The organism is Anaeromassilibacillus sp. SJQ-5 (assembly GCF_054108045.1).
This window is the reverse complement of the sequence record NZ_JBPJWQ010000001.1, coordinates 611078-622977: the sequence shown is the minus strand read 5'-3', so window position 1 is coordinate 622977 and position 11900 is coordinate 611078. Positions and strand designations below refer to the sequence as shown.

Genomic DNA, 11900 nt, shown 5'->3' with positions numbered 1-11900 from the left:
ATTGTAGCATCCCCTTGTAAAAACCACAAGAAAATCCGGGGAAGATTCAGCGATGATCCGGGAGAATTTCCGCGAAAGCCTCGATCGCCTCCATGAGCAGATGGTACAGAGGCGCCAGTTCCGCAAATCCGCGGCGCAGGGTATCGGCCAATTCAGGCCCGCCGAAAAACGCCATATCGCTTTCTTCCCGGATCATATCCACCGACTTGCGGTTGTACAGCCCGTCCAGGGCCGCCGGCGCGTCCGGCTTTTTGGGGCGGGCATACCGATCGCCCATGGGGGAGAAGCCGGCCGCCTGCGCCCGCTCCACCGCCCGGATAAACGGACGGGGATTCTCGTCCATCCTCCGACGGAGGAACTGCAGGAAAACGGGCGGGCACTGGTAAAAACCCATGCCCCAGGAGCTGCCCTGCCCGGAAATATCCACAAAAAAGCCGGGGCTGCACACCCACGCCTTTTTGTCCCGTTCGAAGACGATCCAGGCGTTCTCCCGATACATGGATTTATCCCGGGTGTACCGGTTGTCCCGGCGGATCCGGCTGATATTGCCGTTGCGGCCCGGCTCGGTGACAAACTGCGGATCGATGTCCAGCATGAAGGGGGTCAAATCCTCCAGCAGGGCGCGCAGGGGACGCAGCACCTGCGCCTGGATTTGCGGCTTTTTTTCTTCGTAAAAGCTCTTGCTGTCGTGGAAGCGGTTTTCCGCCAGCAGCCACATGGCGTCGGGGGTGATTCCGGCAAAATTGCTCATGTCAGCACATCCTTTATGTCCAGGGCCGTATAGCCCTCGTCAAACTACCCAATATTATAGCATAAAAATTTTCCTGCCGCCACCGGCAAAGACGTGTGAAAAATCCGCCAAATCATGGACATTCCTTCCAACTTTCTGTATAATAAAAAGCATGTAAACCCGAAAAGGAGAGGATCGGTTGTCCCATCTGATATTGCTGACCGGCGGCGTGCGCAGCGGCAAGAGCGCCCAGGCGGAGCGGCTTCTCGCCGGCAGCCCTGCGGTGCTGTACATCGCCACCGCCCGCTGCCTGGACGGAGAAATGGCCCGGCGCATTGAGGCGCACCGGAGCCGGCGGCCCGCCCATTGGGTGACGGCGGAGGCCAGCGCCGCCCTGGACGAGGTGCTGCGCGCCCATCCCGAGGGCGACGTGCTGCTGGACTGCGTGACCAACATGGTGACCAATCTCATGCTGGACGAGGAGCCGGAGTACGAGGCGCTCTCCCGGGCCCGCGTGGAGGAAATCGAGGCCCATATTGAGGAGGAAATCGACCGGCTGCTGTCCGGCCTGCGGCAAAGAAGCGGGCTGGCCGTGCTGGTCACCGGCGAGGTGGGGCTCGGCCTGGTGGCGCCCTACCGCATGGGGCGGATTTTCGCCGATATTCTGGGAAAGGTGAATCAACAGCTGGCGGCGCAGGCGGATGAGGCGTATTTCATGGCCTGCGGGTTTCCCATCCGGCTGAAATAAAGACAAAAGAGGGTAAAGGGGTACGACATGGATTACTTACACACACTGGACGATATCCGCAGCAATATCCGGCAGGTCATCGTCGGCAAGGATACCGTCATCGATCACCTGCTGATTTCCCTGGTCTGCTCGGGCCACGTGCTCATCGAGGACATGCCGGGCCTGGGCAAAACCACGCTTGCCTCGGCCCTGGCGTCGTCTCTGGGCTGCACCTTTAAGCGCATCCAATTCACGCCCGACGTGCTTCCCTCCGACATCACCGGCTTCACGATGTTCAACCTGAAAACCGGCGAGCAGGAGCTGCACCTGGGCAGCATCATGAACCAGATCGTGCTGGCGGATGAAATCAACCGCACCAGCCCCAAAACCCAGTCGGCCCTGCTGGAAATCATGCAGGAAAACCAGGTGACCATCGACGGGCAGACCTATACCGCGCCCGCGCCCTTCATGGTGCTGGCCACCCAGAACCCGGTGGAAACCGCCGGCACCTATCCCCTGCCCGAAGCCCAGCTGGATCGCTTTTTCATGCGCATTTCCATGGGCTATCCCACCCATCAGGAGGAAATGAATATCCTGGCCAATCACCGTCCGCAGCGCACGGCGCCCAGGCTGCAGCCGGTGGCTTCCGCGCAGGACGTCATCCAAATGCAGCAGATGCTGGACGGCATCCGCTGCGCCCCCGCGGTCATGGACTATGTCGTTTCCATCGCGGAGGCCACCCGCTCCCTGGCGGACGTGGCGCTGGGGATCAGCCCCCGGGGCTCCATCGCCCTGATGCAGGCTGCCAAGGGAGCGGCCCTGCTGGAGGGCCGTGGCTACGTGCTGCCGGACGACGTGCAGCGGATGGCAAGGCCCGTGCTCTGCCACCGGATGGTGATGCGCACCAAGGCGGGGCTGCGCCGGCAGACGCCGGAAAACGTCATTGCCGCCGTGCTTCATACCATTCCCGTCCCCACCGTGCCATGACGGGGCGGGGGATCGGCGCGGCGGTCACCCTGGTTCTCGTGCTGCTGATAGGACTGGGGACCGGTCTGCGCGAAGTGTATTTCATCGTCTTTGTGCTGGATATTCTGCTGCTGTACGCCTGCCTGTCCGCTCTGCTGGCCGCCTGCACCCTGCGCTGCGTTCAGACGCTGGACGCCGACAAGGCCGTGCGGGGAGAATCGGCCACGCTGCGGGTGCGGATGGTCCGTTTTCTGCCGCTGCCGGCGGTGGTGCGGCTCTGGGTGAAGCTGCCGGTTCCCTCCGCCCTGCCGTCGGAGGGGCAGTTCCATTTCGCCCTCATGCCCGGCGGCAAGCGGCCCGACTTGTCGCTGCGGGTGTATTGCCCCCACCGCGGGGTGTGGAGCGTCCGGGTGGACAAGGTACGCGTTCACGACATTTTCGGCTTGTTTTCCTTTCCGCTGCTGGGAAAGCAGGCGCTGAACAACCGGGAACTGGCCCTGACGGTGTATCCGCAGCTGTATGAGCTGACCGGCGAGCCCCTTTCCCCCGCGATTTTAGCGGAAGACTCGACTGCAAAGGCTGTCGTCACCGATCACGGGGACAGTTTCTCCGGCACCCGGCAGTACCGGGACGGCGACTCGCTCAAGCGGATCCACTGGAAGCAAAGCATCCGCACCCAGGAGCTGTATACCCGCCAGTATGAGATGTCCACCGAACAGTACAACCTGCTGGTGATGGACACCGGGGCCCCCGCCGGCGTGGATATTCCGGGATATGCCGACATGGCCGCCGAATGCGCGGGAACGCTGGCGCTGTTCTACCTGTCGGAGGGCCAGCCGGTGGAAATCTGGGGGGAAGGCCCCGATTCCGTTCAGCTGACAGGGCGCTCGCCGGATGATTTCGCCGAGATTTACACCCTTCTGGCGGAGCTTCCCTTTCAGGCGGATCCGCTCCCCCTGGATTTATCCTCGTTGCTGGACGCCAACCTGGGCGCCGTGCGCTCGGTGCATGTGCTGACCAACCGCCCCACGCCGGAGCTGCTGGAAACTCTCCGTCTTCTGGCGGGCCGCCGCTGCCTGGTGTCCTGCCTGTGTCCGGACTTTCCCTATGCGCGGCAGCTGCGGGCGTCCTGTCCGGGGGATGTGCACCTGTATCTCATCACCAGCCCGGCGGATATTCTCGCGCAGATGGGGGAGAGCTTATGAATACGGAAAATCGCTCCTCCTTGGCCCGCTCCCGGGACGCCCGCTGGGATCTGCTGCTGGACGGCCTGTCCTGCTGGCTGCTGTCCATCGGGGTGATCCTGGCGTTCGACCAGCTGTTTCGCTTTCACGCCAGCCCGGCCGCCATCGTGCTGCATCCTTTGCTGATCATCGGGATCCTCCTTTTGTTTTACCGGCGGACCTGGCTGATTCCCATACTGCTGCTGGCGGGGCTTTGCCTGACGGCGGCCATCCTGTCGGTCAGCGGGGCTCTGACCCCCGCCCTCGAGTACCTGGGCAGCCTTTTTCGCTGGTGGATGGACTTGTTTCCCCGGCGTTCTCCCCTCAACACTGCCGGGAACATCCTGCTGGTGCAGTGGCTGATCCATATCGGCATCACCTGCACGCTGTATCTCTGCGTGAGGCTGACCCATTCGGCCGTTTTTATCGCCTTGGCCGGCTGTCTGCTGTTTTTGATCATCGGGCTCAACGGCTTTCACAACAACATCCCCGCCATGGCGTGGATGACGGCCGGCCTTCTCCCCCTGCTGGCCCGCAGCTTTCAGCCGCGCCGGCCCTCCCCCTTCTCGCCCACTGTGCTGACCGCGCTGCGCCCCACGCGCCTGGCGGCAGCGGCCGTCTGCGCCGCGCTGAGCGTTCTGGCGGCCCTGCTGCTCCCATCGGACACCTCCGCCTGGAAATGGCGGCCCATGGCCAACATGGCCGCGGATTTTGCGTCGATGCTCAACCTGCAGGGGGATAACGACATGTATCGGCCTATCACCCTGAAGTCCATTGGCCTGCAGCCGAACGCCGATCATCTGGGCGGCGATATCCGCCTGGACAATTATTCCCCCGTCATGCAGGTGGATACGCCGATCCCCACCCTGATGAAAGGGCGGGTCTATGAGGAATACACCGGCAGCGGTTGGACAAACGCCGAAGACGACATATATCGGTTCGACAGCGAACGGTTCAGCGATCAATACCGCCGCGCCTTCGACATCGGCAAGCCCTTCAGCGACGCGGGCGCCGCGCTGTGGCAGTCGCTGATGACCCCGGTCAGCGCCCAGGTCACCCTGCTGAACCGGAGCTCCAGCCTCTACGGCTATGGCCGGATGCAGACCCTGACCATGCTGGACGCCAAAAACCAGCCGCCCATGTTCAATCCGCGTTCCGAGCTGTTTGTCCAGACGCTTCTGCCCTCTAAAACCCGGTATTCGTTCACCACCGAGTGGCTCAACCGGCAGGAAGAGGGGTTCATGGAGAGCATGACCGCCCTGGAAAGAGCAGCCGGGGACACCATGGATGCGGACTATTCCTCCATCCAGTATCAATACACCCGGCTGCCCTCGCATTTGTCGGGCGGTGTGGAGGAGCTCGCCCGGCAGGTTACCGCCAGCGCGCCGACCCCTTATGCCAAAATGGCCGCCCTGGAAAGCTATCTGCGCGGCAACTACACCTATACCCTCACCCCGGGCGACGTGCCCCGGGGCACCGATTTTGTGGAGTATTTTCTCCAGACCAAGCAGGGCTACTGCGTGTATTTTGCCTCCGCCATGGCCGTGATGGCCCGCACCCAAGGCATTCCCGCCAGGTTTGTGGTGGGCTACGGCCTGGAGTCCAACGGCAACGGCACCTGGATCGCCCTGCAGAAAAACGCCCACGCCTGGGTGGAATGCTATTTCTACGGCATCGGCTGGGTGGCCTTCGATCCCACGGCGTCCTCGGGCTATAATCAGCCGCGTCCTCCGCAGTCGGCGGGCACGCCGGACGACCCGGAGCCCTTCGCCCCTATGCCCGGCGGCACCACGACCACGAAGGAACCCACGACCACCACCCGCCCGGACATTCCCACGACTACCGCACCGCCGGCCGTCTCCGCCACCACCGTCCCCCAAGAGCCCGGCGAGCCGGTTTCCCTGCCGCCATGGGCCTGGCTCCTTCTCCCCTGTCTGGCGCTGCTGGCCGCTTTGGGCTGGCTGCTGTGGCGTCTCCAGCGCTTCCGGATGATGTACCGGCCGGACTATGTGCAAAAGAAATTCCCGGACCCCGCGGGGCAAGCGGCCTACTATTACGCCGATCTGCTGCGGCAGCTGGCCGCTCTCGGCTATACGCCGCACACCGGCGAGACGCTGCTGCAGTTCTCGTCCCGCATTCTGGAGGGCGGCAATGTGGAGCCGGAGCTGACGCCCGTTTTCACCCGCCTGATGGATTGGCGTTACGGGGAAGTGCCGCTGACCGCCGGCCATGTCGCGGAAATCGCCGCTGCCCACGAGCAGCTCGAGGATTGTCTGCGCGGACACATGAACGGATGGCGCTATTTCTGGAAACGGATGATAGGCCACCGATAATTTCCAAAAAGAAGGGTTACAAGCATGTTGGATGGCTTTTTACGCATCGCGGCCGCTACCCCGGACATCCGGGTGGCGGATCCGCATTACAACGCCCGGCAGATCCTGGCGCAAATCGAAAGCGCCCCGGCGGACACGGCTCTGCTAGTGTTCCCGGAGCTTTGCGTCACCGGCTACACCTGCGGGGATCTGTTTCTCCAGCCCTCGCTGCTGCGGGGGGCGGAGGAGGCGCTGGCTTTTCTGCTGACGGAAACGGCGGCGGCGGACACCGTCTTTATCGTCGGCCTGCCGGTGGCCATGGGCTCCGTTCTGTACAACTGCGCCGCCGTCTGCCAAAAGGGGCGGCTGTTGGGGCTGGTGCCCAAGACCAATCTCCCCGCCTATTCGGAATTCTACGAGGCGCGGCATTTCAGCCCCGGCCATGCGGCGCCGGCTGACGTCCGCTTCGCCGGCCAAGCCACCCGCATCGGCACCGATTTGCTTTTCGGCTGCGAGGAACTGCCCGCGTTCCGGTTCGGTGTGGAAATCTGCGAGGATTTGTGGGTGGCCTCTCAGCCGTCGCAGCGGCTGGCCGCCGCGGGCGCTCTGCTGATCGCTAATCTGTCGGCCAGCGACGAGGGCATCGGCAAAGGCGCTTACCGCCGGCAGTTGGTGACGGCGCAGTCCGCCCGCCTGTGCTGCGCCTACCTCTATGCCGACGCGGGCGAAGGGGAATCCACCAGCGATCTGGTGTTTTCCGGCCACAACCTGCTGGCGGAAAACGGCGTGCTGTTGGCGGAAAGCCCCCGCTTCTCCACCGGGCTCATCGCCGCCGAGACCGACCTGGAGCGGCTAAGCTACGAACGGCGGCGGATGACTACCTTCCCCCAGCGTCAGCCTATGGAAACCGTCTCCTTCTCCTATCCGCCCCGGCCGCTGACCCTGACCCGCCGGTTTTCCCCTCTCCCCTTTGTCCCCACGGATCCGCAGGAACAAACGGCCCGCTGCGAGGAGATTCTGTCCATCCAAACCGCCGGCCTGGCCCGGCGGCTGGATCATACCCGTTCCGGCGCGGTCATCGGCTTGTCCGGCGGCCTGGACTCGGCCCTGGCCCTGCTGGTAACGGCGCGGGCCTACGACCGGCTGGGCCGGGATCGGCGGGAGATCCAGGCGGTGACCATGCCCTGCTTCGGCACCACCGGCCGGACGCTGAACAACTCCCGCCGGCTGGCGCAGGCGGTGGGCGCCTCCCTGCATGAAATCGACATCTCCGCCGCGGTCACCCGGCACCTGGAGGACATCGGCCACACCGGAGAGCTGGACGTCACCTATGAAAACGCGCAGGCGCGTGAACGCACCCAGGTGCTGATGGATTTGGCCAACCGGCAGGGGGCTTTGGTCATCGGCACCGGCGATTTGTCCGAGCTGGCCTTGGGCTGGGCGACCTATAACGGAGATCATATGTCCATGTACGGGGTCAACGCCTCCGTGCCCAAGACCCTGGTGCGTCACCTTGTCGCTTATGAGGCGGAAAAGCACGGCGGCCTGCTGCGGGATGCCCTGCTGGACATTCTGGACACGCCGGTCAGCCCCGAGCTTCTCCCCCCCAAGGACGGGGATATCGCGCAAAAGACCGAGGATATCGTGGGGCCCTACGAGCTGCACGACTTCTTTCTCTATTACCTGCTGCGCTTCGGCTATCCGCCCCAAAAAATCTATCGGCTGGCCTGCCTGAGCTTCGCCGGGCAATTTGACCCACCGATCATCAAGCACTGGCTGACCACCTTTATCCGCCGCTTTTTCTCCCAGCAGTTCAAGCGCAATTGCCTGCCTGACGGCCCCCGGGTCGGCAGCGTGGCTCTCTCCCCGCGCGGAGACTGGCGGATGCCCTCCGACGCCTCGGCGGCCCTATGGCTGCAGCAATTGGATACCCTATGAAAAGGCCGCCGTTCACTTTGGAGTGATCGGCGGCTCTTCCTGCTAAAAAGAATCGTGGCAATAAGGCGGAACCAACGCCTATCTTTATACAATCTTAATGGGAACGTCTTGTTTTTTATACGGCGAAAAGGCCTTATATGCTATACTGTCATCAGGCGGATACTTTCCGGGAGGGACGCAGATGGATGAACGCAGGCCGAACCCGCAGCAGGTACTGCATGCCATACGGGAGCAGGACGCTCAAGAAAGCCATGGAAAGCTCAAAATATTTTTTGGCTATGCCGCCGGCGTGGGCAAAACATACGCCATGCTGCAGGCCGCCCATCAGGCACGCAAAAACGGCGTCGACGTGGCGGTCGGGTACGTGGAGCGCCATACCCGCCCAGACACCCTGGCGCTGCTGGACGGTCTGGAGCAGCTCCCTTGTAAGGAAATGATCTATAAAGGCGTCTCGCTGAAGGAATTCGATTTGGACGCCGCCCTTAAACGCAAACCCCAGTTGCTTCTGGTGGACGAACTGGCGCACAGCAACGCGGCGGGCTGCCGGCACGCGAAGAGATACCAGGACGTCGAAGAACTGCTGCGGGCTGGAATCGACGTATACACCACCGTCAATGTCCAGCATCTGGAGTCCCTGAACGATCTGGTGGCCTCCATCACCCATATCGCGGTGAGCGAACGGATTCCGGATCGCGTGTTTGATTCCGCCGAGCAGGTGGAACTGGTGGACATCGAGCCGGCCGACCTGATCGCCCGGCTGCAGGCCGGCAAGGTATATAAAAGCGACCAGGCGCAGCGGGCTCTGGGTCATTTCTTCTCCCTGGAAAACCTGGCGGCCCTGCGCGAAATCGCCCTGCGGCGCACGGCGGATCGTTTGAACCGCTCGGCGCAGAAAGCGGGAAACGAGGCGGCCGCGCGAGCGGGAGAGCATATACTCATCTGCCTGTCCAGCTCACCGTCCAATCCCAAAGTGATCCGGACGGCCGCACGCATGGCGGAGGCGTTTCACAGCGGCTTCACGGCCCTGTTCGTGGAAACGCCGGAAACCGGGGAGCTGAAAGGTGAAAACCTGAAACGGCTGCGGGACAACCTGCGGCTCGCCGAACAGATGGGCGCTCAGATATCCACCGTCTACGGCGAGGATCCGGCGGTGCAGATTGCGGAATACGCCAAAGTCAGCGGCGTGACGAAAATCGTGCTCGGGCGCACCAACCATAGTCAGAACCTGTTGTTCAGAAGAAAAAGCCTGGCCGACAAGCTGACGGAGCTTGCCGAAAATATGGATATCTACATCATCCCCGACACGCAGCCGCTGTATAAAAAGAAACCGGTGCTGGCCCATGACGACGAGCCGTGGTTCCGCTGGCCGGATCTGCTCAAAACCCTGCTGGTCATTGTATTGGCCACGCTGGTCGGCTGTATCTTCTTTGCCGCCGGCCTTCGGGACGCCAACATCATCACCGTCTATATTCTCGGCGTTCTGATTACAGCCATTTGGACGCGCGGGCATCTCTTCGGCGCGCTCGCCTCTTTATTGAGCGTTTTCGCCTTTAACTTCTTTTTCACGGTTCCGCGGTTCACCTTGCAGGCGACCGCCCCTGATTATCCGGTCACGTTTCTGATTATGCTGACCGCCAGCGTGCTGTCCAGCACCTTGGCTATCCGTGTGAAAAAGCAGGCGAGGCAGGCCGCTCAAAAGGCCTACTACACCGAGCTGCTGATGAACAGCAGCCAGAAGCTGCAGCAGGGCCGGGACGAGCAGGAAATCATCGGGCTGGCAGCCGAGCAGCTGAGCATTCTGCTGGAACGCCCCATTCTGTTCGCCCTGGCCGGCAACCAGGAACCGCCGCGCTTTGACGTCAGACCGGCCGAACAGGCCAAAGAAATCCTTCCCTCTTTGACCAAGGAAGAACAGGGCGTGGCCGATTGGGTGGTTAAGAACAGTAAACGCGCGGGTGCCACCACCACGACGCTGTCTCATGCGCAAAATCTCTATATGACCGTCCGGGGCGTGCAGGGGGTGATGGGGGTGGTCGGCATCCCCGCCAAGTTCTATCCCCCTCTGGATGTCTTTGAAAAGAACTTAATGATCGCCATCCTCAACGAATGCGGCTTGATACTGGAAAGACAGCGGCTGCGGCAGGAAAAGCAGCAGATCGAGCTGGAGACGCAGCAGGAGCGTCTGCGCTCCAACCTGCTGCGGGCCATCTCCCACGATTTGCGGACCCCTCTGACCAGTATCAGCGGGAACGCCGGGGTGCTGATGGAAAAGAGCATCGTCCTGGGAGAGGAAAAAAAGCAGGAGCTCTACCGCGCCATTTATGACGATTCCATGTGGCTGGTCAATCTGACAGAAAACCTGTTGTCCATCACCCGTATCGAAAACGGCACCATGCGCCTGCAAATGGAGGCCCAGCTGCTGGATGAGGTGTTTCAGGAGGCGCTGTCCCACCTGGATCGCCAGGCGGCGGAGCATCGGATCGCCGTGGAGCTTCCCGACGATCTGCTGATGGCCAGGATCGATGTCCGGCTGATCGTGCAGGTCATCATCAACATCGTGAACAACGCCGTTAAATACACCCCCGCCGGCTCCCATATCCTGCTGCGGGCGGAAAAGCAGGGGACCATGGTGGCGGTCAGCATTGCCGATGACGGTCCCGGAATCCCCGAGGAAGCCAAGGCGCATCTGTTCGACATGTTTTATACGGCCAGCCAGGGGAAATCCGATAACCGGCGGGGGCTTGGCCTGGGGCTCAGCCTCTGCCGATCCATCGTCAGCGCGCATGGCGGCGACATCACCGTCTCGGATAACCATCCGCACGGCGCGGTCTTTACCTTTACACTCCCTTTAGAAGAGGTGGATATCCATGTATAAAGCCAAAATCCTGGTGGTGGAGGACGATCCGGCCATCAGCAATCTGATTCGTACGACGCTGGAAACGCAGGATTACCAGTTTCATACCGCCCAAAACGGCTCCGGCGCATTAATGGAAGCCGTTTCCTATAACCCGGATGTGATGATTCTGGATCTGGGCCTGCCGGATATGGACGGCGTGGATATCATCAAGAAGGTGCGTGGCTGGAGCAGCCTGCCGATTATCGTCGTCAGCGCCCGCACGGAGGATCGCGACAAGGTGGAGGCACTGGACGCCGGGGCGGACGATTACCTGACCAAGCCGTTCAGCATCGAGGAGTTTCTGGCCCGGCTGCGCGCGGCGCTGCGCCGCAGCCACACGGAAGCCAAGGCCGGCGAGGAGAGCAGCCTGTACACCAACGGCGATTTGACAATCGATTTCGCCGCCGGCTGCGCGTACGTGAAGGGGGAAGAAATCCATCTGACCCCCATCGAATATAAGCTGCTGTGCCTGCTGGCGCAGAATACGGGCAAGGTGCTGACGCATAACCATATTCTCAAAGAGGTGTGGGGAGGCGCGCAGGCCTCGGACATTCCGTCCCTGCGGGTGTTTATGGCCACCCTGCGCAAGAAGATCGAACAACACCCGGACTCCCCTCGTTATATTCAAACCCACGTGGGCGTCGGCTACCGGATGCTGCGGCAATGAATTTCATACGGTTTGGGGGCGCGTTGCAAAATGTAAGATTTTGCAACGCGCCTTTTCTGCGTATATCGTCGCTCTCCCGGCAAATGTCGGGAGAGCGACCGCATTGTGCAACAGCCCCTTCTTCTTGTTTGGTCTTCGCGTCTTCATTCAACCTTAATGTCGGGCGCAAAACGCTAAGACCGCTTTCATGAGCGGCTTGCTATAATAAAAGTACATTCCAGGGGAAAAGGAGGAAACGGAAATATGCTCGATTTCGTCATGCTGGCGGCTTTGGCCGCGTGCGGCGGCGCGATAGCCCTGCTCGTTCATTGGTGCCATAAGCAGGTGGAGACAAGCGAATGAAGGAGGCAACCGGTATGCTGGTACTCGCAGGCGTCGTCCTACTGCTGGGCGGCTATCTATTGTATGCTCTGGTGCATCCGGAGAAATTCTGACACAAAC

General features: G+C 61.7%; 9 protein-coding genes. 8 read left to right on the top strand and 1 reads right to left on the bottom strand.

Annotated elements, in window-relative coordinates:
* Nucleotides 1-46: 46 nt before the first annotated feature.
* Nucleotides 47-751 carry a DUF2461 family protein gene (locus tag ACSAMM_RS02530; protein ID WP_178721671.1) on the bottom strand — a complete coding sequence of 235 codons (705 nt, stop codon included), beginning with the start codon at nt 749-751 and terminating at the stop codon, nt 47-49.
* Between the two features lie 178 nt (nt 752-929).
* Between ACSAMM_RS02530 and cobU the strand changes: the two genes are divergently transcribed.
* The 8 genes from cobU (at nt 930) to kdpF (ending at nt 11893) form a co-directional block, all read left to right on the top strand.
* Entirely contained in the window at nt 930-1478 is a 549-nt protein-coding gene (cobU, locus tag ACSAMM_RS02525) for a bifunctional adenosylcobinamide kinase/adenosylcobinamide-phosphate guanylyltransferase (protein ID WP_457789533.1), read from the top strand.
* Nucleotides 1479-1505: 27 nt separating this feature from the next.
* Entirely contained in the window at nt 1506-2444 is a 939-nt protein-coding gene (locus ACSAMM_RS02520) for an AAA family ATPase (RefSeq protein ID WP_178721669.1), read from the top strand.
* Nucleotides 2441-3628, top strand: coding sequence for a DUF58 domain-containing protein (locus ACSAMM_RS02515; protein WP_457789531.1), 1188 nt, complete (start codon nt 2441-2443; stop codon nt 3626-3628). Before ACSAMM_RS02520 ends, ACSAMM_RS02515 begins: the two co-directional genes overlap by 4 nt.
* Nucleotides 3625-5979: a transglutaminase domain-containing protein gene (locus ACSAMM_RS02510; RefSeq protein WP_457789529.1), complete on the top strand. Its 2355-nt coding sequence runs from the start codon at nt 3625-3627 to the stop codon at nt 5977-5979. The genes ACSAMM_RS02515 and ACSAMM_RS02510 overlap by 4 nt, the downstream gene beginning before the upstream one ends.
* A 24-nt stretch (nt 5980-6003) precedes the next feature.
* The gene (locus ACSAMM_RS02505) at nt 6004-7896 is read left to right on the top strand and encodes an NAD(+) synthase (RefSeq protein WP_457789528.1); all 1893 of its coding nucleotides are present in this window, start codon (nt 6004-6006) and stop codon (nt 7894-7896) included.
* Between the two features lie 181 nt (nt 7897-8077).
* The gene (locus tag ACSAMM_RS02500; RefSeq protein ID WP_457789526.1) at nt 8078-10771 is read left to right on the top strand and encodes a DUF4118 domain-containing protein; all 2694 of its coding nucleotides are present in this window, start codon (nt 8078-8080) and stop codon (nt 10769-10771) included.
* Nucleotides 10764-11459 (top strand): response regulator, encoded by a 696-nt coding sequence (locus tag ACSAMM_RS02495; RefSeq protein WP_457789524.1) that lies wholly within the window; start codon nt 10764-10766, stop codon nt 11457-11459. Before ACSAMM_RS02500 ends, ACSAMM_RS02495 begins: the two co-directional genes overlap by 8 nt.
* 338 nt (nt 11460-11797) lie before the next feature.
* The gene (gene kdpF / locus ACSAMM_RS02490) at nt 11798-11893 is read left to right on the top strand and encodes a K(+)-transporting ATPase subunit F (RefSeq protein WP_457789522.1); all 96 of its coding nucleotides are present in this window, start codon (nt 11798-11800) and stop codon (nt 11891-11893) included.
* Nucleotides 11894-11900: the final 7 nt, after the last annotated feature.